This window comes from Trichocoleus sp. FACHB-591 (assembly GCF_014695845.1).
Lineage (GTDB): Bacteria > Cyanobacteriota > Cyanobacteriia > FACHB-46 > FACHB-46 > Trichocoleus.
In genome coordinates this window covers 158,799-183,256 of record NZ_JACJPA010000110.1, presented here as the reverse complement: position 1 = coordinate 183,256, position 24,458 = coordinate 158,799, and the positions used below count along the sequence as shown (strand labels likewise).

Annotated in this window: 21 protein-coding genes, 4 tRNA genes and 1 riboswitch; of the genes, 18 read left to right on the top strand and 7 right to left on the bottom strand. The window is 49.8% G+C overall.

Annotated features, from left to right (window positions below; translation table 11 throughout):
* Positions 1-40 precede the first annotated feature (40 nt).
* The 7 genes from H6F90_RS24240 to H6F90_RS24210 all read left to right on the top strand — a co-directional run bounded on the left by H6F90_RS24240 (position 41) and on the right by H6F90_RS24210 (position 5,865).
* A complete protein-coding gene (locus tag H6F90_RS24240; protein WP_190554644.1) occupies positions 41-979 on the top strand; it encodes an alpha/beta fold hydrolase in 939 nt (312 codons plus the stop codon).
* Between the two features lie 166 nt (positions 980-1,145).
* Entirely contained in the window at positions 1,146-1,367 is a 222-nt protein-coding gene (locus tag H6F90_RS24235; RefSeq protein WP_190554643.1) for a DUF3285 domain-containing protein, read from the top strand.
* Between the two features lie 43 nt (positions 1,368-1,410).
* Entirely contained in the window at positions 1,411-2,004 is a 594-nt protein-coding gene (gene ybeY, locus H6F90_RS24230; protein WP_190554642.1) for an rRNA maturation RNase YbeY, read from the top strand.
* 24 nt (positions 2,005-2,028) lie between these two features.
* Positions 2,029-2,526, top strand: coding sequence for a diacylglycerol kinase family protein (locus H6F90_RS24225; protein WP_370588084.1), 498 nt, complete (start codon positions 2,029-2,031; stop codon positions 2,524-2,526).
* 67 nt (positions 2,527-2,593) lie between these two features.
* Positions 2,594-3,208: an aminodeoxychorismate/anthranilate synthase component II gene (locus tag H6F90_RS24220; protein ID WP_190554641.1), complete on the top strand. Its 615-nt coding sequence runs from the start codon at positions 2,594-2,596 to the stop codon at positions 3,206-3,208.
* Between the two features lie 168 nt (positions 3,209-3,376).
* On the top strand, positions 3,377-4,153 hold the full coding sequence (locus H6F90_RS24215; protein ID WP_190554640.1) for an MBL fold metallo-hydrolase: 777 nt from the start codon (positions 3,377-3,379) through the stop codon (positions 4,151-4,153).
* A gap of 104 nt (positions 4,154-4,257) precedes the next feature.
* Complete coding sequence (locus H6F90_RS24210; RefSeq protein ID WP_190554639.1) at positions 4,258-5,865, top strand: peptide ligase PGM1-related protein; 1,608 nt, start codon at positions 4,258-4,260, stop codon at positions 5,863-5,865.
* A gap of 68 nt (positions 5,866-5,933) precedes the next feature.
* On the opposite strand, the gene H6F90_RS24205 is transcribed toward H6F90_RS24210, so the two are convergent.
* The gene (locus tag H6F90_RS24205) at positions 5,934-7,316 is read right to left on the bottom strand and encodes a S1C family serine protease (protein ID WP_190554638.1); all 1,383 of its coding nucleotides are present in this window, start codon (positions 7,314-7,316) and stop codon (positions 5,934-5,936) included.
* A 503-nt stretch (positions 7,317-7,819) separates the two neighbouring features.
* Positions 7,820-7,916, top strand: a riboswitch (TPP riboswitch).
* A gap of 6 nt (positions 7,917-7,922) precedes the next feature.
* On the opposite strand from H6F90_RS24205, the gene thiC reads away from it, so the two are divergent.
* Positions 7,923-9,296, top strand: coding sequence for a phosphomethylpyrimidine synthase (gene thiC, locus H6F90_RS24200; protein ID WP_190433867.1), 1,374 nt, complete (start codon positions 7,923-7,925; stop codon positions 9,294-9,296).
* A gap of 110 nt (positions 9,297-9,406) precedes the next feature.
* On the opposite strand, the gene pyrE is transcribed toward thiC, so the two are convergent.
* Positions 9,407-10,027 (bottom strand): orotate phosphoribosyltransferase, encoded by a 621-nt coding sequence (gene pyrE / locus H6F90_RS24195; RefSeq protein WP_190554637.1) that lies wholly within the window; start codon positions 10,025-10,027, stop codon positions 9,407-9,409.
* 118 nt (positions 10,028-10,145) lie between these two features.
* Between pyrE and H6F90_RS24190 the strand changes: the two genes are divergently transcribed.
* A complete protein-coding gene (locus H6F90_RS24190; protein ID WP_190554636.1) occupies positions 10,146-10,610 on the top strand; it encodes a hypothetical protein in 465 nt (154 codons plus the stop codon).
* A 141-nt stretch (positions 10,611-10,751) separates the two neighbouring features.
* On the opposite strand, the gene H6F90_RS24185 is transcribed toward H6F90_RS24190, so the two are convergent.
* A tRNA-Ile gene (locus tag H6F90_RS24185) sits at positions 10,752-10,824 on the bottom strand.
* Between the two features lie 174 nt (positions 10,825-10,998).
* Between H6F90_RS24185 and H6F90_RS24180 the strand changes: the two genes are divergently transcribed.
* Complete coding sequence (locus H6F90_RS24180; RefSeq protein ID WP_190554635.1) at positions 10,999-11,691, top strand: hypothetical protein; 693 nt, start codon at positions 10,999-11,001, stop codon at positions 11,689-11,691.
* A 39-nt stretch (positions 11,692-11,730) separates the two neighbouring features.
* Positions 11,731-13,254 (top strand): hemolysin family protein, encoded by a 1,524-nt coding sequence (locus tag H6F90_RS24175; protein WP_190554634.1) that lies wholly within the window; start codon positions 11,731-11,733, stop codon positions 13,252-13,254.
* Here H6F90_RS24175 and queC read toward each other — a convergent pair.
* Positions 13,242-13,928, bottom strand: coding sequence for a 7-cyano-7-deazaguanine synthase QueC (gene queC / locus H6F90_RS24170; protein ID WP_190554633.1), 687 nt, complete (start codon positions 13,926-13,928; stop codon positions 13,242-13,244). The two genes, H6F90_RS24175 and queC, sit on opposite strands and share 13 nt — an antisense overlap.
* A gap of 129 nt (positions 13,929-14,057) precedes the next feature.
* On the bottom strand, positions 14,058-15,467 hold the full coding sequence (locus tag H6F90_RS24165) for a hypothetical protein (protein ID WP_190554632.1): 1,410 nt from the start codon (positions 15,465-15,467) through the stop codon (positions 14,058-14,060).
* Positions 15,468-15,687: 220 nt separating this feature from the next.
* On the opposite strand from H6F90_RS24165, the gene H6F90_RS24160 reads away from it, so the two are divergent.
* Positions 15,688-16,755 (top strand): Gfo/Idh/MocA family protein, encoded by a 1,068-nt coding sequence (locus H6F90_RS24160; RefSeq protein WP_190433877.1) that lies wholly within the window; start codon positions 15,688-15,690, stop codon positions 16,753-16,755.
* A gap of 62 nt (positions 16,756-16,817) precedes the next feature.
* Here H6F90_RS24160 and H6F90_RS24155 read toward each other — a convergent pair whose 3' ends face one another.
* On the bottom strand, positions 16,818-17,843 hold the full coding sequence (locus H6F90_RS24155) for an SGNH/GDSL hydrolase family protein (protein WP_370588083.1): 1,026 nt from the start codon (positions 17,841-17,843) through the stop codon (positions 16,818-16,820).
* Between the two features lie 315 nt (positions 17,844-18,158).
* On the opposite strand from H6F90_RS24155, the gene H6F90_RS24150 reads away from it, so the two are divergent.
* From H6F90_RS24150 to H6F90_RS24135, 4 genes are all read left to right on the top strand, one after another.
* A complete protein-coding gene (locus tag H6F90_RS24150; RefSeq protein WP_190554631.1) occupies positions 18,159-19,973 on the top strand; it encodes an ABC transporter ATP-binding protein in 1,815 nt (604 codons plus the stop codon).
* Between the two features lie 167 nt (positions 19,974-20,140).
* Positions 20,141-21,262 carry a hemolysin family protein gene (locus H6F90_RS24145; RefSeq protein WP_370588082.1) on the top strand — a complete coding sequence of 374 codons (1,122 nt, stop codon included), beginning with the start codon at positions 20,141-20,143 and terminating at the stop codon, positions 21,260-21,262.
* Between the two features lie 135 nt (positions 21,263-21,397).
* Positions 21,398-21,479, top strand: a tRNA-Tyr gene (locus tag H6F90_RS24140).
* Between the two features lie 47 nt (positions 21,480-21,526).
* A tRNA-Thr gene (locus tag H6F90_RS24135) sits at positions 21,527-21,598 on the top strand.
* Between the two features lie 269 nt (positions 21,599-21,867).
* On the opposite strand, the gene H6F90_RS24130 is transcribed toward H6F90_RS24135, so the two are convergent.
* Positions 21,868-21,940 (bottom strand) — tRNA-Arg (locus H6F90_RS24130).
* A 491-nt stretch (positions 21,941-22,431) separates the two neighbouring features.
* On the opposite strand from H6F90_RS24130, the gene H6F90_RS24125 reads away from it, so the two are divergent.
* Together H6F90_RS24125 and H6F90_RS24120 are read left to right on the top strand one after the other, a co-directional pair.
* On the top strand, positions 22,432-23,097 hold the full coding sequence (locus H6F90_RS24125; RefSeq protein WP_190554630.1) for an Npun_F0813 family protein: 666 nt from the start codon (positions 22,432-22,434) through the stop codon (positions 23,095-23,097).
* A 117-nt stretch (positions 23,098-23,214) separates the two neighbouring features.
* Positions 23,215-24,264: a hypothetical protein gene (locus H6F90_RS24120; protein ID WP_190554629.1), complete on the top strand. Its 1,050-nt coding sequence runs from the start codon at positions 23,215-23,217 to the stop codon at positions 24,262-24,264.
* Positions 24,265-24,458 lie beyond the last annotated feature (194 nt).

Genomic DNA, 24,458 nt, shown 5'->3' with positions numbered 1-24,458 from the left:
CCGACGCGGAGAGGGCTTCAAGCCCCCTACAAAATCTTTTATGCAATCTCAAACTTCAGCCCCTGGAAACCAGACTGTCTCTCCCACGCAGTTTTATACCTGGAAAGGATATCGTTGCGCTTACGAGGTGCAAACTCCCACTGATTCATCTACAGTAACCGGAACACCTCTGTTATTAATTCAGCCCATTGGAGTGGGATTGTCACGGCATTTTTGGCAGCGCTTTTGTCAAGAGTGGTATCAAGCAGGAAACCGTAACCTGATCTACAACCCTGATTTGTTGGGCTGCGGCGAAAGCGATATGCCTCGTATTGCCTATACCCCTGAAGATTGGGCAGAACAGTTGCAATGCTTTTTGCAGACGGTGGTTCAGAAGCCTGTAATTGTCGTGGTGCAGGGAGCTTTATTTCCAGTTGCGATCGCCCTTACCCAACTGCAAAAAGAGACAAATTTAATTCGTGGGTTAGTCCTCTCTGGCCCACCCGCTTGGCCTGTGATGACTAAAGCTTCTAAGTCTTGGCAGCGACGACTCTCCTGGAATCTCTTTGACTCTCCCCTGGGGGCAGCCTTCTTCCGGTATGCTCGCCGTCCTCAGTTTTTGCGATCGTTCTCTACCAAACAACTGTTCGATCGCACTGAAGCGGTGGATCAAGAATGGGTAGATATGCTAGTACAAGGCGCTCAAGATCCCGCCAGTCGTCATGCGGTGTTTGCTTTCCTTGCGGGCTTTTGGCGGCAAAATTACGAGGAGGCGATCGCCAAAATTCAGCAACCCACATTAGTTGTCGTCGGGGAAACTGCCTCCAGCATTAGCCGCTCTGGCAAACAGGAAACTCCCGAGCAACGCATTGCTGACTACCTCGCCCATCTGCCTCAAGGCCGTAGCCTCAAGATGACAGGTCGCAATGTCATGCCCTACGAAACAACTACCGAATTTGTTCAAGCGATCGCGCCTTTTGTGCAGGAATTGTCCCAGTAGAGGCAAAGTGCTTAGTTAGGAGTTGTTGCCTGAGTAACGATGATTGTGATCAATCTGCAAACAAATTGTTACATTTAGGCAATAGGCTGGTGGCTGTTTTACAGGTCACCCCTAGTTTTACAGTCAACAGTCACTTGAACTGGCACACATTGCTTTGACGAGCCCTATGAATTCAGATCCTTTGCCTGCCGAACCTAGTATTCCGCCCGCTACTGATGCTGGAATTGACAACGCATCACCGGAAGTGGAAACTTCTCCGAAGCCTAGTTACGTCAAATTAGCCATGCGTAACATGGTCCGCAAACGGGGTAAGTCCTTGTGGCACTTCACCTTGACCACCGTTGGTTTATTCGCCGTTCTGATTGGTTTGGCTTATCTGACCCGCTAAAGAATTTTTATCCACTGATTGGGATTGATGGGGAGACTCAAGCGTGCAAGTTGAAGTGAGTGTTCAGGATTGCTTCTACTCATCTCCTGAGCCTGAAAGTGCCGACCTAGAGTCCAAATTGCCAGAACTGGATCACCCGGAAGCGAATCAAACTGGGGCGATCGCCAACAACCCCATTGCGATTGAAAAGTGGGACATTTGGTTTCAGAGTTGGCTGGAAGCTTTGAGCCAGATAGATCAAGCAGATCAAATTCCGCTGGAGCTAGACCAAGCTTATGAATTGAGTTTGAGATTGACTGATGATGCTGAAATCCAAACTCTGAATGCTCAGTATCGCCAAATCGATCGGCCAACCGATGTGCTAGCATTTGCCGCCCTAGAAGTAGACAGCCCACAGTCAGAGGAGATGCGATCGCTACCTCTGTACCTAGGAGACATTGTAATTTCTGTAGATACTGCTCAGCGCCAAGCAGAACAACAAGGGCATGAAGTGACTTACGAATTAGCCTGGCTAGCTGCTCACGGCTTATTGCATCTCTTAGGCTGGGACCATCCTGACGATGACAGTTTGGTGCGAATGTTAAGTCAGCAAGAAACTCTGTTGCAAGTGGTTGGTTTTGCTACTAGAACAGGATAGACTGCTACTCCAAAGGAGAGCCTGTTGCCCAACTCCACTAACACCTGTGCTTCCCTGCCTATGTCCCCAGATCTCTCAACTCAAACCTCTAACAAAGTGAGTGATAAGGTAATTGCCAAACCGAATCGGGATCTATCCTGGCGGGTTGCTGCTAATTTGTGGATTAGTTTCAAATATGCTTGGGCGGGTTTGAGCTACGCCTTCCGCACCCAACGCAACTTTAGAATCCATGTCATCGTCGGCAGTCTAGCGATCGGCTTGGGTGCTTTTTTACGGCTGAGTGCAGTGGAGATGTCAATCATTAGCTTGACGATCGGAGCTGTACTGGCGATGGAACTGCTCAATACAGCCTTGGAGTCGGTGGTTGACCTAACGGTGAAGCAGTCCTACCATGAGCTCGCTAAAATTGCCAAAGACTGTGCGGCAGGCGCGGTACTGATTTCGGCGATCGCTGCCATTTTGGTCGCGGGTTCCCTTCTGTTGCCGCCACTCCTAACCTTGCTGCAATCTACTTTACGCTAGAGATCAGCAAAACCAGCGGCAGTTGGTTAGCTAATGCATCCCTAGTTCTTACTCCTAGGAGTCAATCTTGATTCTTGTTATTGATAACTACGACAGTTTTACCTACAACTTGGTGCAGTACCTAGGTGAACTTGGTGCCGAATTGCGTGTCGCGGCTGAAGTCCAAGTCTACCGCAATGACAAAATTTCTCTAGAGCAAGTGCAGCAACTCCAACCTGATGCGGTGGTGATTTCTCCAGGGCCAGGTCGCCCAGAGGATGCAGGCGTTTCGCTAGATCTGATTCGTCAGTTAGGCCCCACCCTACCTATTTTGGGAGTTTGCTTAGGCCATCAAAGTATTGGTCAAGTGTTTGGCGGCAATATCGTCCGCGCCCCAGAGTTGATGCACGGCAAAACTTCGCAAGTTCATCACACAGGGATCGGAGTTTTTCGGGACTTAGAAAATCCCTTGACAGCAACCCGATATCATAGCTTGGTGATTGAGCCACAAACCTGTCCAGATACGCTAGAAGTCACAGCCTGGGTGGATGATGGCACGATTATGGGGGTGCGGCATCGGAACTATCCTCACATTGAAGGCGTCCAGTTTCATCCAGAGAGTATTCTGACTAACTCGGGTAAGCAGTTATTGCGGAACTTTCTGTTGTCAGTTGGCGATCGCCAATTAGCGCTTAGCCACTAAGGCTTAGCAGTTAAGACCAGAAAATCTTGTAGCCTATTTACGGAGGCGAATTGAGGATCACTAATCCTTGATCCTGCTCAAACAGTAGCGTTAAGCTTACCCACTAATCGCTAATAGTTGATTGCTGATTGCGATTTAGATGCAAACACCGGGGACGTGAGGAGAAAGATGAAACGGCGACAGTTCATGCGCTACGCGCAGGCGGGTTTGTTGGCTGCTGGGGGCCTAGGTTTAGCTTCTGGTTTTGAAGCTTATCAAGCCCAAACCAGCAATGGCTTGTCAATTAAGTGGCTAGGGCATACCGCATTCTTATTTACAGGTAGCGGCCAGCGCATCCTGACTAATCCGTTTCGACAACTGGGTTGCACAGCAGGCTATCGCAGCCCAAAAGTGAGTGCGGATTTAGTGTTGATCAGCAGTCAACTTTTGGATGAAGGAGCCGTTGAGGAGCTTTCCGGCAACCCCAAGCTGTTGTATCAACCAGGGGCTTATCAGGTAGCGGGTCTTCAGCTCCAGGGCATTAGCATTGACCACGATCGCCGGGGAGGAAAGCGCTTTGGTACTAATGTGGCTTGGCGTTGGCAGCAAGGCGGCATCACCGTTATGCATCTTGGTGGAGCAGCGGCTCCCATTTCCATTGAGCAAAAAATTCTGATGGGTCGGCCTGATGTGTTGCTGATTCCAGTCGGGGGTGGCCCTAAAGCTTACAATCCACAGGAAGCTAAGCAGGCAGTGCAGATTCTAAATCCGAAGGTAATTATTCCGACTCATTACCGTACGGCTGCTGCCGATGGCGCAAGCTGCGACTTAACTTCTGTAGATGAGTTTCTGGCCTTGATGGAGGGCGCTAATATTCGCCAAGTGCAAAATGATGCCATCACCATCAAACCGGGTGATCTGCCCTCAGAAGGTTCTGTCGTCCGGGTTCTGAGCTATAAATTTTAGCGTTTCATCACTTCTGCCAGTCGATTGATAGAGGTGTAATTTGCCTTATCCAGCTAAAATCGCAGGTGTAAGAATCGCTGAGGCAGGGCAAGCCTTAGAAGCTCATGCAAACTCTTGATTTTTCCTCCTCTGAGCAGGCAGAGCAGTTTCGTCATCTACAGGCTTTGTTGTCCGATCGCTGGCAGGCGATAGAATCGTTTGATCCCAGCGATGCGGATATTATTGTCATTCCCTCCCTCAGCTTAGATCAGCGAGAGTTGCTAAAGATTCAAGGGGTACACCACTACGAAGAGCGGTTGTTGTTCTCACTCATTCGGTTGCGTAACCCCCGGACTCGTTTGATCTATGTCACGTCGCAGCCGCTGCATCCCAGCATTATTGATTACTATCTACAACTGCTGCCTGGGATTCCCTTCTCCCATGCTCGCGATCGCCTGTTGCTGTTTTCGACCTACGATTCTGCGTCCACTTCACTGACTCAGAAGATTTTGGAGCGTCCGCGCTTGATGGAGCGGATTCGGCAGGCATTGCGGCCCGACAAGACCTTTATGATCTGCTACAACTCCAGCCCCTTGGAGCGGGATTTGTCTTGTCAGCTTAATGTACCCCTGTATGCCCTTGATCCAGATTTGTTGTACTGGGGGACAAAAAGCGGCAGCCGCCAAATCTTTGCGGAATCTGGGGTTCCTTGCCCGGATGGCAGTGAGTTAGTACGGAGCGTAGATGAACTTGCCGAGGTGGCAGCAGAGTTGTGGGAGCGCCAACCTCTCTTAAAGCGGATGGTAATCAAGCTGAATGAGGGTTTTTCAGGTGAAGGCAATGCCCTGCTAGATCTTCGACCCATTCTTAGCTTGGCTCCGGGACAGGCAACTCACGCAGAAAGAGTAAGTGCTATCCGCGATCGCTTTGAGGGCATGAGCTTTCAAGCAAAGTCTGAAGTCTGGAGCAACTTTAGTAGCCGCATTCCAGAACTAGGAGCGATCGCTGAAGCATTTATTGAAGGGGAGGAAAAGCGATCGCCCAGTGTGCAAGGTCGTATTACGCCTACGGGTGAAGTGGAAATTCTCTCGACCCATGACCAAATTCTCGGTGGCCCTGATGGACAAATTTATCTAGGTTGCAGCTTTCCCGCCGATGAGTCTTACCGCTTAAAACTGCAAGAGCTAGGACGGCAAGTAGGCAAGAATTTAGCGGCGAAAGGGGTTTTAGAGCGATTCGGGGTTGATTTTCTCGCGGTGCCACATCACGACCCCAAAACTGAACAAACCCAATGGGATTTGCAGGCGATCGAGATCAATCTGCGTAAAGGGGGAACGACTCACCCCTTCATGACCCTCAAGTTTCTTACCAACGGTCGCTATGACCTCTCTAGTGGCTTGTTCTACAGCCAACAAGGACGACCTAAGTATTACATGGCCACCGACAACCTGCAAAAAGAACGCTATCGCGGGTTGCTCCCCAACGACCTGATGGACATCATTGCTCACCATCAGCTGCACTTTGACAGCAGTACCGAAACGGGGACTGTGTTTCACCTGATGGGAGCGTTGTCTGAGTTTGGCAAAGTGGGAGTTACTAGCATCGGCAACTCGCTTCAGCAAGCAGAAGACATCTACAACCGAGTGGTCAAAGTCTTAGACGAAGAAACCCAAACCAGACCCTCTGCTAATTGGCCCTCTCAACCTCATGTGCCGATCACTTGGCAGCGGTAGAAAGGCAGGCAGCAATCGGGTAGCGATAGGGCAGCAATCGGGCTCAGCTAGATTACTCAGCCACAGCCCTACATAGCCATAGAACCTATAGATCTCGATGGTTTCACAAACACATCTAAATTCTGCAAGGATTCGCTGATCGGGAGGGCAAAGCCCAGGCCTTCAATGCCTCGACTCACCATTTTTTCGGTCACAATCCCGATCACTGCTCCCTGCTGGTTGAGGAGCGGACCACCACTATTGCCAGGGTTAATGGCTACATCTGTTTGAATTAGGTCTCGGTTGCCGATGCTCCGAATGCCACTGACAATGCCTTTGGTCACCGTGTTGGAATAAGCAATGGGATTGCCGATCGCTACTACTTCTTCTCCCACCTTAACAGCGCTAAGATCCGCGATCGGCAAGGCGGGAATATTGCTAACCTCCCCTTCAAGTTTGACCAACGCGACATCAAAGGCTGCGTTGCGCTTCAGCACTCGTCCCGTTTGGGTGGAGCCATCGTACAGCTTTACTTTGACTGAGAACGAGGAACCTACGACATGTTGATTGGTCAAAATCAAACCCGATGAGTCAATCACAAAACCTGTACCGCGTCCCGTAGGCGTACGAATCCAAACTACAGAAGGAATTGTATGGCTAGCAATTTGCTCTGTAGAAAGCGGTAGTTGCGAGCTAGGCAGAGCCGCAATTTGGTAAGTTTTGGCGGAAGTTGGGGCTAAATCTCGTCCCACAGCCTGCTGGAGTGAGGTTGTGAAACTGGGTTGAGCAAGGAGGGTCTTAAAGCTGGCTCGAATTGCTTCATAGGTGGCCGCAGGATTATCAATGCCCTCAGCTTCAGCTTGACCTGTGGTTGCCTGTCGCACAATCACTTTGTTGGTGTCGCGATCGAAGATTTCCCACTGAATCGTTCTTTGGTCTGCCGTTCTATTGTTGAAGAAAGAACTGTAAGAATTCAGTTCTACTTTGGTAATCTTGCCCCCCACTAAGAATCTAACGGGTTCAGATTCTTCCATCAGTTGCTCATCAAACAATGAATGCTGCTCTGATCTGCCCACTTTGTAGCCAGCATCCACCAATTCATCCTCGATCGCTTGTAAAGCTGCATCTTCTAGCTGTTCATCCAACTGTCCAGAAGCGGTGTAGTGCTGTTGCAGAATTTTGAGAACGCCTTCGTGATGCCCGCCAATGACAACACCGGGGAGAATGCCAGAGCGAATTCGAGCTACGCCAATGCGAGGCAAAACTTCAGGATTGATGCTAATGGCTGCTGACAATGGTTCTGGAGCGATCGGACTTTGGAGCTGCCTAGGGCAATTGCCCTGAGCAAGGCTCTCAGAAGTATTGTTTTGAGCTTGAATCAGCCCCGGATCTGGAGATGCAAAGGTTGGTAACGAAAATGACCAAAGTAGGAGTAGTAGCGCAAGTAGCAGGCTCCAAAGTCCTTTCTTCATTGTGATTTTGGCTTACAGGTAGCTGGAGTTGTCCTCTAGCGATCGCGCTGACTCCGGTACTGATTGGCTCTCGGTTGCAACGACTAAAAAGCAAATATCACTTCATGCGGTTTCAGGGGGTAGCAATCACGCTGAAGTGGCTTTCAGGGGCCGAGGACAAATAGACGCTATAAGGGTCGCGATCGTGCTAAGGGTCTAGGGCGATTCCAAAACTTTTTACACTTAGAAAATTTGGAATGTACTGAGAATAACAAATATTTATGTTTTTGATCCCAAAGCTTTCACGAAATCATCTACCCGTAGGTAGAGATGACTACTGCTTTATACAACATGCCAAAAATAAATTTAGTAGAAGATTATACTTAACCTCAAATAAGTCGTAGAGGCTCAACCAAAATAGGTTGACAAAAAATGAGTGGCGATCGCACTTGATTACAAAACACTGAGGTTTTCGTAGATTTGAGAACTCGGCGATCCGTCCCAGACCCAAGTGATACAATCGTTAACCAAGCTAGGGGTGCCTGGAGCGACAGGCTGAGATCAGACCCTTAGAACCTGAACCTGGGTAATACCAGCGGAGGGAAGCTGTTTATCGAGGAACTTAATATGCGGACAGAATGGGTCGCGAAGCGTCGCGGGCAAAGCAATGTGTCTCAAATGCACTTTGCCCGTCAGGGAATGATCACGGAAGAAATGAACTACGTCGCCCAGCGCGAAAATCTTCCAGCAGACCTAATTCGGGATGAAGTGGCACGGGGTCGGATGATTATTCCGGCGAACATCAACCACACCAACCTCGAACCAATGGCGATCGGCATTGCTTCCAAGTGCAAAGTCAACGCCAATATTGGTGCATCGCCCAACTCTTCCAACATGGACGAAGAAGTTGCCAAGCTGCACCTAGCAGTGAAATATGGCGCTGATACCGTCATGGACTTGTCCACCGGGGGCGGCAACTTAGATCAGATTCGCACCGCCATTATCAATGCTTCGCCCGTACCCATTGGTACCGTTCCCATCTACCAAGCATTGGAATCGGTCCACGGCAATATTGAGCAGCTCACCCCCGATGATTTCCTGCACATCATCGAGAAGCACGCCCAGCAGGGTGTGGACTACATGACGATTCACGCCGGAATTCTGATTGAGCACTTGCCCTTGGTGAGAAATCGGATTACGGGAATTGTGTCGCGTGGTGGCGGTATCTTGGCTCGGTGGATGTTGGCGCACCACAAGCAGAATCCCCTCTACACTCACTTCGACGACATCATTGAGATTTTCAAGCGATACGATGTCTCCTTTAGCTTGGGTGACTCGCTGCGTCCCGGTTGCGCCCACGATGCCTCCGATGAAGCACAGCTAGCTGAACTCAAAACCCTAGGCCAACTGACTCGGAAAGCTTGGGAGCATGATGTCCAGGTGATGGTAGAAGGTCCTGGTCACGTACCAATGGATCAAATTGAGTTCAACGTGCGCAAACAAATGGAAGAGTGCTCAGAAGCGCCCTTCTATGTACTTGGCCCTCTCGTTACCGATATTGCCCCTGGTTACGACCACATCACCTCCGCGATCGGGGCAGCAATGGCGGGTTGGTACGGCACAGCCATGCTCTGCTACGTCACCCCCAAAGAGCATTTGGGCTTGCCCAACGCTGAAGATGTGCGGAATGGCTTGATTGCCTACAAGATTGCGGCTCACGCAGCCGATATTGCCCGTCATCGTCCGGGTGCTCGCGATCGCGATGACGAACTTTCCAAAGCTCGCTACAACTTCGACTGGAACCGCCAGTTTGAGTTGTCGCTTGACCCAGAGCGAGCCAAAGAGTACCACGACGAAACTCTCCCCGCTGACATTTACAAAACCGCTGAGTTCTGCTCCATGTGTGGGCCTAAGTTCTGCCCCATGCAGACCAAGGTCGATGCGGACGCGCTCACCGAGCTAGAGAAGTTCCTCGCCAAAGAACCCGTGACCCAAGGCTAATTGGCCTGTTCAATACATTACGTCTCACGTAGGGGCAGGCACGAGACCTGCCCTTTTTCTTTGCAGCAATATTGATGTGAAGAGGGTACCTACAAGGAGCACCCCTACGGTTATGCCTGCAATTGTTTCCAGTGGGCTTGGAGGTCTTGGATTGTAAATACCGCTTGGAACTTTAAGCCTTCGCACTCGTATAGCTCCCCTCCCCCCTGCTGGCGGTCGACCAGAGAGATTACTTCTTCAACGACATAGCCCGCATCACGTAGCCGCTCCACAGCTTTCATGGCTGAGCCACCCGTCGTTACTACATCTTCTAAAACTACGACAGAACTATTAGCAGGTAGGGTTAAGCCTTCAATATAAGCTTGAGTGCCATGCCCTTTGGCCTCCTTACGAATAATCAGCGGCGCGATCACCCGTCCCTCGTAGGCTGCGACCACACTCACTGCGGTCACAATTGGGTCTGCGCCTAGCGTTAATCCTGCTACAGCTTGGGCATTCTCTGGTAGCAACGAAAGCAAAATTCGACCCACGCCAACCGCTCCATAGGGGTGAAGCGTCACCTGCTTGCCATTGATGTAATACGAACTCTGCTGCCCTGAAGAAAGGGTGAAATTGCCTTCTTTGTAAGCAACTTCACATAGGAGATCTAACAACTGCTGACGCACCTGGGGTAAATCAGCAGTGACTAGTGGAGAAAACTCGCGAGTTTGCACTAAAATTCCGTCAGTCATGGTAAGAGCAGGTAAAGTTGAAGAACCGTAAGATGCAGCAGATCACCAAGGTCTGTAGCTAATGATCTTAAACTCAAGGGTGAGTTAGTATTTAATCGAAAAATTGAGGAGTAGTGCTATGGGTATGAGGTTTAAAGGTCTAGTTAGTCTATTAGTGCTTGCTACAGCGTCCACAGTCTTTACCTCTGCCGCAATGGCACAAGAGCAGGTAACAGTTAGCGATCGCATTAGCACAGAAAAGCTTAACGATGCTTTTAATCGAGTTCTCTATACCAATTCAGGTAACTTTTTTCGAGAGCAAGGATTACTCAACCAGACGAATACGATTCTAGGTCAAGGGTCAATTGTTCGTAACTCTTTCGCTGAGAATCGGATTGCACGGGACGCCCGCCTCGTTAATATTCTGTATCGAGATGCGTTAGAGCAACAAGCTTCTGATGGCCCTTTGGTTCGCACTCCAGACTTACCAAATCCGTACACTACATCGGTACTGGTCAACCCGACTATCTACGTCAACCGCCTGACTTCCGATGCTCTTCCTCAGGGTGGCGAGTTACAGTTTGAAACACTACCTCCTCGCTAAGCTATAGGGTTTGGCAAGGGAGATTCGGCAATAACACAGACGATGCTGCTGAATCTCCCTCGAAACGGCTGCAACCTCAACCCATTAGAAATTCATACCCAAGTAGTTGCAATGGGTTTAGAAATAGGATTTATTTGTTAATCCAGGGTGCAGGGGTCGAACCTGCCTATCGCGAATTATGAGTTCGCTGCCTCAACCGCTCGGCCAACCCTGGTTAAGCTTTTTGATTGTATCCTGATACCTAACCTTCTGTACCGAATCCTTTGGTATCTTCTATCCATATTATGTTATGAAATAATCTTTCTCTCAATTCGCATCTTGTTTTACTTCTTCTAACGTATTTTTTCAGTGGCATCAATTTTGTAATCACGTACCCCCATCATTAGCAATGAAATTAAATGCAAATGTGGCACTTACTCTAGTTCTGCTGACTTTGATGTTTGGAGCAGGCTTAGTTAGTGCTGCTTGGGGATTTGCGCTTGGTCGTCAAGCCCTCAGGGGAATTACTCAACCCGATGTCCGACCAACAAGCAAGTTGGTAGGTCGAGATAAAAATAAGCCACTGCGCCGAGAAGAGGTGATGATTCTCAAGGAAGAGGACATCTTGAAACGGGTTAAAGGTCGCATTGAGGGCAAGGACAAGGCTGACGATGCCCCTGCTAACAAAGACCGCAATAAAGCGTTGAGTGATGGGGCTAGCTCTGACTCAGACTCTAAGACTGCGATCGCCCAGCCTGGATTCCCGGTTGTAGGTCGAGATCAAGATGTCAGCTTAGAAGTCGATACCGTACAGAAACAAGGTGGTTCTTTGCTGCTCAACGTCAAGATGCGGAACGAGGGGAAGCAAAATGTGCGGTTTCTTTACAGCTTTTTGAATATAACGGATCAGCGGGGGCGAGCTTTGAGTGCTACCGCTGAAGGGTTGCCGGAAGAGTTACCCCCCGCTAGTGGTCCATTTTCTGGTACTGTAAGTGTCCCCATGTCTTTGTTGGACGGAGCTGACAAGCTCTCGATGACTTTAACTGACTACCCAGAGCAAAAACTACAGCTGAAGCTATCTAGTATTCCAATTACCAGGTAAGTTTTGGAGTCGCTATAGCCCGTTGGTCCGGTTTTACAGATGATTGCCCCTATTGTCTTTGCGCTGGCGACGAGTAATCCCCTACCTGTCACAGGGCGAGAGGCCCTGCTACGCTTGTTGGCAGTTTTGTTGCTAATTGCAATTAATGGCTTTTTTGTTACGGCTGAGTTTTCGATTGTCTCTGTCCGGCGATCGCGCATCAATCAACTGGTAGGTGCAGGGGATGTGCAGGCTAAGACGGTCCAGGATCTGCAAAGAAGTATCGATCGCCTACTCTCCACTACCCAACTCGGCATTACTTTGTCTAGCTTGGCCTTAGGTTGGATTGGCGAGAGCACAATGGCCGTTTTAATGGCAGATTGGTTAGCTCAATTACCTGTCCCTGCGGCCCTGCGCCAAACGCTAGCTCATTCTTTTGCGGTGCCAGTCGCTTTTCTACTGATTGCTTATTTGCAAATCGTATTGGGAGAGTTGTGTCCGAAGTCGGTAGCGTTGCTTTATTCAGAACAACTTGCTCGATTTCTAGGTCCACCAAGCTTGGCGATCGCGCGCTTCTTTAATCCTTTTATCTGGGTTCTAAATCAATCGACTCGTTGGCTACTGAAGCTTGTAGGGATTCAATACACTGGTCAAGGTTGGTATAACCAAGTCACCCCAGAGGAGTTGCAACTGATCATTGCCACTTCGTCAGAGTCAACGGGGTTAGAGGCTGAGGAACGGGAACTGCTCAACAATGTGTTTGAGTTTGGTGAAGTCTTGGCGGAAGAAGCAATGGTGCCTCGAACCAGCATTGCCGCTATTTCCTGCGATGCCACCTTTCAAGCAGTCCTAGAAGAAGTCGCTGCATCGAGGCATTCTTATTATCCGGTCATGGGAGAGTCCTTGGATGACATTCGCGGCATTCTTTCCTTCAAGGAATTAGCCGAACCGATGGCTCAGGGATTGCTCACTCCTGAAACTAAAATTGAGCCTTGGATTCATCCGGCGCGATTTGTCCCTGAGTACATGCTGTTGAGCGAGCTGTTGACTATGATGCAGCGATCGCGGCAAATGATGGTGATGGTGGTGGATGAGTTTGGTGGCACTTCTGGTCTGGTCACCTTAACCGATTTGGTGGCTGAGATTATTGGTGAAACGCCTGAATCTGAGAGCAGTGAAGACTTAACGGTGCAGATCTTAGAGGACCAGACGTTTTTAGTCCAGGCTCAGATGGACCTCGAAGAAGTAAATGAACTTCTGAATCTGAGCTTGCCGCTCACAGATGATTACCAAACCTTGGGCGGCTTTTTGATTGATCAAATGCAGAAAATTCCTACGGAAGGTGAGGTGCTGCTGTACAAGGGCCTGGAGTTGTCTGTGCTCTCGGCTGAAGGCCCTCGCCTGGACCAAATTCGGATTCGGCGGTTAGAAGAACCGGAAACGGAGCAATTCTTGGAGGAGCTGAATGAAGCGATCGCGGCTTCAGAGACGGCAGCAAACGAAACGCCCCGTTCCAGTCGTCAGGTAGATAAACCAAACTCAGATGCTTCCAGTCAAGAGTTTGGTTTCGATCAAGACAATTGAGTTTTGTAGGGAAGTGGATCAACTTGTCCCAGTTCGGAAAAAGCCGCTAAACGCAGGCGACAAGAATCGCAGATGCCACAAGCTGCTGCTTCACCCGTGTAGCAGGACCAAGTTTTTTCCCAAGGCACTCCCAAGCGATCGCCTAACTGGATGATTTCAGTCTTTTTCAGCTCAATCAGAGGTGAGACAATTTGAATCGGTTGTCCTTCGCGCCCTTGCTTCGTGCCCAAACGAAAAACTTCTTGCATAGCTTGAATATAGTCGGGGCGGCAATCTGGATAGCCAGAATAATCTAAGCTGTTCACCCCGATGTAAACTCGTTCTGCCTCTATAGCTTCGGCGTAAGCCAGGGCAAAGCTCAAGAAAATGGTGTTGCGGGCAGGCACGTAGGTGACAGGAATGTGAGAGGCCATCTCTACTAAGGAGCGATCGCTCGGTACTGCAATGCTGTCATCCGTGAGAGCAGAGCCGCCCCAAAGACGCAGATCAAAACTCACTACCTGATGCTGGATTGCGCCTGCAACCTGGGCGATCGCAGCAGCCGATTCCAGCTCGCGACGATGTCGTTGTTGGTAGTCAAAGGAGATAGCATAACAATCGCAGCTATCGGCTTTGGCTTGATACAGCACGGTAGAGGAGTCTAACCCTCCCGACAACAAAATTACAGCTTTCACAGTCAATCTCCGCACCTCGCATTCAACCATCTCAACTATATTCAGCATCAGTAGCTCTGGCGGAAGTAATTTTTGAGGGTTATGACAAGTTACAGCAATCTCTAGATTCAGATTGCTAGATGAAGGAAATCATCTCCTCGTCTTGGGGCTGGTACTTTCGTTGACCACTGCGGCGATCGCTGCGGTTGAGGAGATTTGCGTGGTATCAGGAACCTCAACCACGACCATATAACCGGAGAAGTTTTTGCCGCCTGTTGCGGTTAGGGCAGCCAAAATCTTGGGCATATCAGCTTGTTGTAAACGACCAGACTCGTCATAGGTCTCTAAAGCAGATAGGCAACCAATCGTTGGGTTCCAATCAGCACTCGCAGGATAGCGTTCCTTGCCGCTGAAGAAATTAGTCGCTTCCCCACTGCCATGAATCCGGAACAGCGATCGCCCTGCTTTCCCAGCCCAGTAAGTTTGCTGAATGGGAAAATAATTGCGCCAAGCAGGTGGCAGTAAAGCTTGATAAGCAGCTAACGTACCCGCGAATCGTCCTTTCTGACCAGGAAGAAAGGATCGCACACCTGACTCGAAGGGCACGAACAATTTTACTAAAGCAAACTGACCATAAGCGCCAAAAAAATCAAAATCTGGTTGCGGCACCACGCCTTCAATCCGGTAAATCCCTTGTGGCGTTTCCCCGCGTTCAAAGTTCCAAGCTAAATCATGGAGCGATCGCGACAGCAGAGGCACCGACCAAAGCTGACCAGACTGCTGCACAAATTGCCCCGATTGATCTTTCAAAACGGCACGGCAGAGTAAGCCGCGATCGCGAGGACAGAGCACATACAGATGAGGTTGTTGGGGCGCGATCGTCCACTGCAACAAATCTCGTAACGGCGGCATGGCAGGAGGATTAACGTGCTCCGCTACGTCTCGTAAAGTTGTTTGCAGCCCCACATCCTGCGACCACCGAGGAAAACGTTGCCGCACGCGATCGCTGAGTGATTGCAACTCTTCTGGAGCTGAGTCTCCCTGAGCCAGAGCAGATAGCGCCATTGCTACCCACTGCGGGTCAGGGCTGCGCTCAACTGTTTGGCGAAATGCCAACTCTAAACTACCGTACCGAGCCGGGAAGTGCAGATACATCTGCGTTCCTACCTGCATGGCCATATCTACGGTACGCATTTGGGGCTGCGAGAGCTTGGGGCGACTGGTTAGAGCCAAAATTCCCTGCAACGCCTGGGCTACCTCGACTGGTTGCGGTTCTCTCAGCGCCGTAGCCCAAAGCACTGTGCGCCAATGCCGCTCATTCGCATCGGTGACGGGGTAGCGGTTGAGGTCGTAGTTTTCTGGCTGGACTAAGCGGACCTGTTTTTGCCGTTGCTCTACCCTGGCACTGGTAGTGGCTTGCGGAACTGGGTTGGCAGTAGCGATATGAGTAGTAGCGATCGTGCCAACTCCAGGCAGCAAGCTCAAAAGCATCGCCCAGGCTACCAGGAGCGATCGTTGTTTCACTGGATACAGCCACTTTGAGCGAAGAAAAGCGTGCATTCGTGCCTTTAGAGATAGCCAGGGATTGCCAAATTCTACTATGCCCGATAGAAAGGCACGATTTGAGCAAAACTTTACCTGAGTTTCAGGAACCTAGATTAAACTTTGGAATTCTTCATAAAGAGAGCCGCTGTGCTACTATCTGGATGGTTTGAGGCGGCTCAGTGTAGCCAATCTGCTTGATCCCTGTGGTGGTGGAGGTATAGGAGTGCAGAACAACATGTCATCGACGCATTCGAATGTCGGTTCGCAACGCAACCAGCCAGAACCCATTCGTGTGGGGGTGATTGGGGTTGGCAACATGGGACAGCATCATACTCGCGTCTTGAGTTTGCTAAAAGATGTAGAACTGATCGGTGTGTCCGATGTCAACGTGGAGCGAGGCTTAGACACAGCCAGTAAATACCGAGTAAGGTTTTTCGAGGACTACCACGACTTGCTCCAGCACGTAGATGCAGTTTGTGTGGCTGTGCCCACCCGACTCCACCATGCCGTGGGTATGGCCTGTTTACAGGCAGGCGTGCATGTGCTGATCGAAAAGCCGATCGCGGCCAGTATTGCAGAAGCTGAGTCTTTAGTGAATGCGGCGGCAGACTCTCACTGCATCTTGCAAGTGGGGCATATTGAGCGGTTTAACCCAGCCTTCCAAGAACTCAGCAAGGTGCTCAAAACCGAGGAGCTGCTGGCCCTAGAAGCACACCGGATGAGTCCTTACTCAAACCGCGCCAATGACGTGTCGGTCGTGCTGGACTTGATGATCCATGACATCGACTTGCTGCTTGAGTTGGCAGGTTCTCCAGTGACTAAGCTGACGGCGAGTGGCAGTCGCGCCTCTGACTCTGGCTACCTCGATTACGTCACAGCCACACTAGGTTTTGCTAACGGCATCGTCGCAACTTTAACCTCTAGCAAAGTCACCCACCGCAAAATCCGGCGAATTGCTGCCCATTGCAAAAACTCGCTCACCGAAGCAGATTTCCTCAGTAACGATATTTCCATTCACCGCCAGACCACCGCTGACTACATGACCGATTACGGTCAGGTGCTGTACCGCCAAGATGGTTTGATCGAGAAGGTATACACCAGCAATATCGAGCCGCTACATGCTGAGTTGGAGCACTTTGTCGCTTGTGTCCGGGGCGGCAACCAACCTTCTGTCGGAGGCGAACAAGCCCTAAAAGCCTTGCGTTTAGCGAGCTTGATTGAGCAAATGGCTTTAGATGGTCAAGTTTGGCAAACCCAGGAGTTAGAACTGGAGCTTTCCCCCTCCTCGGCTGTGCCTGTTTAGTTGCAACTCCTGTAGAGGGGGCACGGAGTACGGGGAGTAGAACTAGAGACGATCGCGAGTTTTTACGATTCTGAGTCGCTGGAAGTTTGGGAAGTTGAGCGGTCCAGAATTGTTTGTTGGAGCGATCGCTGCATCGTTGCACTCACGAGTTGATTTCCGGTTGGGCTGAGGTGAATGTGATCTCGGTAGAGCGTTTCTGGTTGGGCTACAGCATTAAAGCTGGGTAGGAAATCAACGTAGATAATCTGTTCACGCTCGGTGAAGTCTAACAGGCGTTGCCGAGCCTTTTGTTCGTAATCACGGGGACCACCTTTGGCGGTGGTTTCTCGTAATAAAGGTGTCATAGCCAGCAATAATTGCCCACCCTGGCTTTGAACTAAGCTGTGAATCTGTTGAATCGCCGTTAAGTTAAACCCCACGCGATCGCCAGATTCTGCTTGGACGGCTTTGAACTTCGCTTTGAAATCTGGATTGGGCGCAGGTGGAAAGAGGTAGCGCCGCAAGACTTCTGCCAAGGCTAAAGGCGGTTTGCGGTCTGGGTAATTGATATCGTTGCCCACTTGCAGTGAACTGGGAGCTGTAGCAAACAGATCATCCGTGTTCAGCAACAGCACAACGACTTGAGCCTCAAAGCTGCCAAAGCGTTGGAGGTAAGCCAATTCATTGCGCGGCCCCCAAGAGTTAGCCGAAGCATTCAATACTTCTACCTGCTGCCAACGGGTGCCCTGCAAGTCTGACTTTAGTTGCTGCTGCAAAATTTCGGAAATGATTTTGGTTTGGTCAGTCCACCAACCACCATTGGCCACGGAATCACCTAAGAGCAAGATTCGCAGCGTGGAGGGTGCAGCACTGGGGGCGATCGCGGGACTCCGCATGGAATATTGGTTAATGGCGATGCGATTGCCAAAGCGACGAGTTTGTTGGTTCGGCGTTAGCAGATAACCAATGTCTGGATCGGCGAGATAAATCAACGGCTTACCAAAACCAAAGAGTAAGCGCAAGCCAAGTTCCAATAGAATGATCAGCCCCACGAGCCCTGCCAAAAGCAGTCCTGCAATGTTCACGGTGGAAAGTTCTATTTGCAACACGAATGATTTTAAGTGAGCCAAGTTTAAACAGACCCAGCATAGACCAGAAAATTCTGAGATGCCTGAATCTCTACTTGAATCACCAAGAGTTGCGGTCGCCTCCAGGGATTACAACATACTACATATCATGCTACAATCCGTAGGTTCAAGTGAATCATCTCATCGTCGCGCTGCTTACTTGCCCTCACAGTTTTTTAGCCTTTGGACTAAGTAGCTGAGTAAATCATTGCTCAGCTTATTCGTACGACTTTTTCAGAGCTTGTTCATAAAATTAAGGCTCTGAAAAATCATTTTGCAGTTTCTCTAGGAAAAGTCATGGCCACCTTCCGGGATGTCCTCGGCTATTACCGTCGCTATTGGCCTACAGCCGCCTTTAGTATCACTGCCTCCAGTGCCTTCGAAATTATTGATCTTGGAGTGCCCTACGCGATCGGCCAAATTTTGAATGTGCTCTCGCAGGAACCGCTAGATCCCTTTATGCAAGATCTAGTGGCGCTTGTCGCCAGCTTAGTGCGCCTACCTAACCAGCGCTTCCTAGAGTTAGCAGTGCTGTTGGGTGTCATCTTCATCATTACAGTGGTACGAGCACCCATCCAGCCTTGGATTGGTAGTTGGTTCCATTGGGATATTGCGCTCCGTAGCCGTCGCGATCACTCTAGGGGGGTACTGGAAAAAATTCTGACGCTGCCGTTAGAGTTTTATGACGAAAACAACCCAGGCCGCATTGCGGGTCGAGTCGCAAGAGGTTTGGCAAACCATACCTGGAGCTACCCAGAAATCGCTGGTCAACTAATTCCTAAGTTGTTTCGGGTGCTGGGCATCTTTGTGGTCATTTGGCTGATTGAGTGGCGCATTGCGATCGCCTTCTTGGTCTCGTTTATTTTCATTCTCAGCTTCACGTTTGCTCATCTAGGACGACTGATTCAGCGAGAAGAAATTCTCGATCGCTACCAGGAGAACACAGAAAGCCGAACTTCAGAAGTAATCACCAACATCAAAACGGTGAAGGCATTTGCTACAGAAGCAACCGAGCTAAAGCGACAGTCGCAACGCTTAGACCGAGAGCTAAAAGTGGTGGAGTACCGCATTCACGAGGGTTATACCCGTTTGGGAACTTGGCAGCGCCTAGTAGTGCAAAGCTGCGTGTTCTTTATTCTGGCTTTTACGCTAGTGGCAACGGTAGGCGGCAAAATTTCTCTAGGGCACTTTGTCACTCTGCTGACCGTTTCTAGCATGGCTTACTCAGAGCTAGAACCGATTAGTAACTTGGCCGAGACCTTTGCGCGGCGTTATGCCTCCATGCTGCGATTCCATGAGTTTATGCAGTTACCCGTTGGGTCTGATGCAGGCAGTTTGCAGCCCCCGTCCGAGCAAGATGCGGCTTACTCATTTACAGGCAAAGTGGAGTTTTCCCATCTCACCTTTGGCTATCATCGCGATCGCCCTGTGCTACAAGACATTAACTTGTTGATCGAACCCTATCAAACCGTGGCGCTAGTCGGTCGCTCTGGTTCTGGCAAATCCACTTTGGTCAAGCTACTCTTTCGCTACTTCGAGCCGAGCCAAGGCTCTGTGTTGATGGATGGGGAGAACATCAGCACATTGGATGTGACTCAGTACCGAAAACGGTTGGCGATCGTGCATCAAGAAGTAGATGTTTTTAATGGCACCTTGCTCGACAATCTGCTTTACGGCAATCACCAAGCCAGTTTTGAACAAGTACAAGAAGCTTGTCGCATCGCTCAGTGCGAAGAATTTATCCAGCAATTACCGCAGCGTTACAAAACAATCGTGGGAGAGCGAGGTATGCGGCTCTCTGGCGGTCAGCGACAGCGCTTAGGCATTGCCCGTGCCCTCTTGGCTGAACCAGATGTCTTGGTCTTTGACGAAGCTACCTCTAGCCTCGACTACGAATCGGAGCGAGCCATTCAACTGGCTATGCGATCGATTCTCGGCACCCGCACCACCATCATCATTGCTCACCGTCTGAGCACAGTGCGAGAGGCAGACAAAATTGTAGTCCTCGATCAAGGCTGCATTGTGGAAATGGGTAGCCATGATGAACTTCTGCAACAAGCAGGAATTTATCGCCGTTTGCACTCCTTGCAAGAAACCGGAGAGCTAATTTAGCCAAGGGTCAGTTAAGCACAAACTAGACAAGAACCGCTAGAAGCGATCGCCCAGGCTCATCGCGCAATTTTAATGCAGGGGAGAGAAAGGAGGAGGTTATCATCAACTAAATAGTCTCCTCCTTTGCTTTAGAAATCTTTGATTCATACTTCGCCTTAGGGCAACTTGTGATTGTTTTGTTTGCTCCAACTCATCCCTTGGCGATCGCCGAACCTGGTCCCCTCTTAGGGAATGTGCAATTCGACCTAGCCATTTTGATAGTCATGCTGCTTTTATCAGCCTGCTTTTCCGGGTCTGAAACAGCGATTACTGCCCTTGATAACTTGAAGTTACGAGCTTTAATCAAAGAGCAAGGCGACCCCGACCGCCTTTTTCGCTTAGTTCTGGAGAAACGGGCTCGCTTTATTACCACCCTGCTGGTGGGTAATAACTTAGTCAACAACTTCTCTGCAATTCTCACCAGCAATCTATTTGCCATTTGGCTAGGAAATGCGGGAATTGGGGTCGCTACCGCCGTTGTCACTTTCCTGGTACTAATTTTTGGCGAGATTACGCCAAAATCCATCGCTATTAATAATGTGATGCCAGTATTTATCTTGGCCGTTCGACCTATTTACTGGCTCTCAGTGATTTTGCTGCCCATCATTTATTTTTTTGAGGCGATCGCTCAGAGTGTGGTGCGCTTGTTCCAGGGAAGTTCTGCCCAGCAAGGAGAATCACTTCAAGATTTGCAACTGATGATCGAGATCTTGGGCGGCAAAGGTCAACTCGACCTCCACAAACATCAACTCCTCAATAAAGCTTTAATGCTCGATCGCGTCACGGCACGAGATGTGGTTAAGCCGCGTGTGGACATGCAAACGATTTCTCAAGCAGCCACGCTACAAGACTTGGTCAATTTTTGCCTAGAGACGGGATATTCACGCATCCCAGTCCAAGAAGAGTCGAAAGATGAAATTGTTGGCATTGTGCATCTAAAGCGGGCTCTGCAACAGTTGAAACAACTGCGAAAAGCAGGGCAGGATAATGGCCTAGTTACAGAAGCGATGGACCCGCCTGTTTACATTCCTGAGAGTAAGCGAGTCACCGATCTGCTCAAAGAGATGCTGCAACAACAGTTTCACATTGCCATTGTAGTTGACGAGTATGGTGGCACAGTAGGCTTAGTAACCTTGGAAGATATTCTGGAGCAGTTGGTAGGGGAAATTTACGACGAAAGCGACTTTCCCGCCCGCTCTAAAGCAGCTAAAAGGCTAGGTCTCCTTTCCGGCAACCGTTCTAGTTCTTAGAGCAATGGCAGAGAATGAATAACGTCTATCTCGATGAACTCTAGGCATTCTAGTTCGGCTACAGTCTACGGATTTTTTTTAGGAAGTACTTGATTTCCCAAATCGTTGTGTTAATATAGGTTTCCGTGGGTGAACGGGTCGGTGCCCGAGTGGTTAATGGGGGCGGACTGTAAATCCGCTGGCTACGCCTACGCTGGTTCAAATCCAGCCCGGCCCATCCACGGAACGCACAAACCAAGTTCTTGATCTTGTGCGTTCATTAATGCCCGTGTGGCTCAGTGGTAGAGCACACCCTTGGTAAGGGTGAGGTCACGAGTTCAATCCTCGTCACGGGCTCTTTAGCTAAATATTAAAAAGTTGCGGCAGAGGAAATTTGTTTCTGCCGCAACTTTTTTGCTGATAGTTTTTTGTACGTCGCGCAGGCATCTCCCTTTATGGTTTATACCAATCCCTAAAAATCGGGCTACAAATGATTGGCTGTAGGGGCGAACGGCCGTTTGCCCCTACGAATATCTAGCTAGAAAACCGCATCAAAGGCTCAAAGAGCGATCGCCCACTGTGGCCTTTTGCGCCTTCTTACAAGACGCAGAGAAGTTGATTAAAAGCGCCCCAGGTAGGATTCGAACCTACGACCATCTGCTTAGAAGGCAGATGCTCTATCCACTGAGCTACTGGAGCTAGCAATGATCAAGTTTGGCGTTCGCCACAACTTTAGACTGTAAGTTTCTGACAGCCCTAAAGCAATAGTATCAGAAGGAGTCACGGTTGGGTCGTAGGGCACCTCGTGAACCTTAATTTAAATGCTCAGCTAATCGCTTAGAACAAAGCTTGATCTAAATACACCAGCTCACGTAAATTTTATCTGTATTTTAAGGGAAAGCTAGAGTCGAGCAGCTTAACCGTTCTAGGTGTTACCCCATCAAACGGATTGATAGTAAATGTACGCTAAAAACCAGATAATGAAGCGTTGACTGAGGTAGTGTGTTAAGCAACGCGATCGCCACCTATGACCTTGGCCGCTATGACATTGGCATAGTAGGATGTCGTGACTAAGAAATGCATCGCCTGTAAGCCATCATTTCTGCACTAGCATGCTGTATATCAAAAGAGTTGCTCGGTTATTCCCCGCACAGCATCCCCGACCCGGATAGGAGTCAATTGGCAGCGTCATGTTTATTCTAAAAAGACAGGATGTTGAAATATCAAGCGTTCAGCATCCCAAGCGGGATCAACAGATTCTGATTCTCCATTATCAGGGGCAAACCTTTCGCTTGATTAGTGTCTTTAATGCCAGTCAAGAAGAAGAGGCAAAAGCCTTTTGGCGAGACCTTACTGACAACCGTGGCAAAGCTTGTGTGCTGCTAGAAGAACCAGAGCGATATAGTGTCTGGGGCAAAGTTCGCATAGAACAATTGGCAAGCGAGGGCGCTATTGCGGGAGATGCGACCGCCTCTTTCTTTACTCAAGCAGGCCTGCTAATTTTGCAAGCTCTCTACATCGACATTGAAGACTTGCTAGGGAGCCGACAAGCAGGCCTATTCCAAAAAGATATTACGGAAGTTTTGCGCCAGTGGCGGTTCCCCCAAGCAGAATCCCCAGAAGCAATCAATTATTTGCTGACTATGGACCCTGTGAGTGCCTTGCAACTTCCACCTTGGCAAGAGCATCATCTCAATACACTGATGCAGGAGCTGCATCGCCTTGGCAAAGCCTATTTCGGCAATGCTACGTTTGCAGAGCGGGCTTTAGAGGCTTTGCAGGATATGTCTGCTGGAGACCGTGGTCAATTTCTGCAATGGCTGGGCCAGTCTCCGGTAGGGAAATTGTGGCAATAGCCTTAAGAATGTTTGATCACAGTCCCATAACCGACAGGGATGTGCGACGCTTGCAGACAATCTCGTATTGCTGCCCTTTCCATTATTCAATTGCCAGTTACCCGGTTTTGACCTTCCATGAGCAGCCCTTCAAATAAGTCCGTTAGCCCTAAATCCCTCCTGTCAGTCCAAACGATTGTTCTCAGTGCGGTGAGTTGGGCTGTGTTAGCCCTCCTCTTCTTCTTACTGTTCAGCACTTCAGCACCCGGAGAAGAGCGCCCAGCTTGGTATGCAATTGGGACTTATATTTTTGAAGAGGTGGCCTATCTGGGAGCGGCGGTACTGTGCCTGAGAAATTGGCGCAGTCCCCAAATCGTGAGTGGTCGCAATGTCTGGCTAGGGATTGGACTGGGCATGCTGTCTTATTTCCTGGGCAACTTGGTGTTGGGCTATTGGGAACTGGGCCTGAAGCAAGATCCTACGGTGTCGCCTGGTGACTTATTTTTTGTAGCGACTTATCTCTTCCTCGGTTGGGGCATGCTGTTAGCGGTGCTCTCTAGACGCTTGAACTTAGAGAATTGGCAGTGGATAGTCGTTGGCGCGATCGCAGTCATTGGTGGATTGTTGGCTTGGCTGATCGCTGCACCTACCCAAACGGCTCAATCATTCCTGATGCCGCCTGCGATCGCGCAAACCGCCCCAGCTCCAAAAACTGCTGCACCACCCAAAGCGGTGAAGGCACCTGCGCTAAAGCCAGGTCAATCCGCAGCCCCCCCAGCGTCAACTCCTGCTCCAGCCACTTCGTCAACGCCAGCCACAACCGATCAGAAGGATGTACCTGCTTGGGTAACGAGCGTAGAGGAGACGTTAGCTCCTTTAGAAACTATCTTGGGCTGGTTCTATGTCGTCAGTGACTTGGCTTTGCTGATCATTGCCACCGTCTTGCTACTGGCGTTTTGGGGTGGGCGTTTTTCGCAATCTTGGCGCATGATTGCAGCTGCAGCCTTCTCGCTTTACATTGCTGATATTTGGCTCGGATATGCTCAAAAACACATCCCCGATTACCAAACAGGTAGCTTGCCGGAAGTATTCTGGGTGTTTAGCGGGGTGCTATTTGGCATTGGGGCAGCGCTAGAACATGACTTATCTACCCGATCGCGACGAACCGGAGGCCGAAGACGAGCTTAAGCACAGCTTCCAATCAATCCGGACGTAGAATGGTGGCGATCGCATCTAGAATTTATCTCCCTCTGTCGTCAAGGTACGACATAGAATAGATGAAGCTAGTTCTGTCATGAACAGCACACTCAGCTTTGCTAGGTTGGCACCGAGAGGGCGAATCTTTTCTAGCTAAGCGATCGCTCCGTTGGAGAGCAAAATAT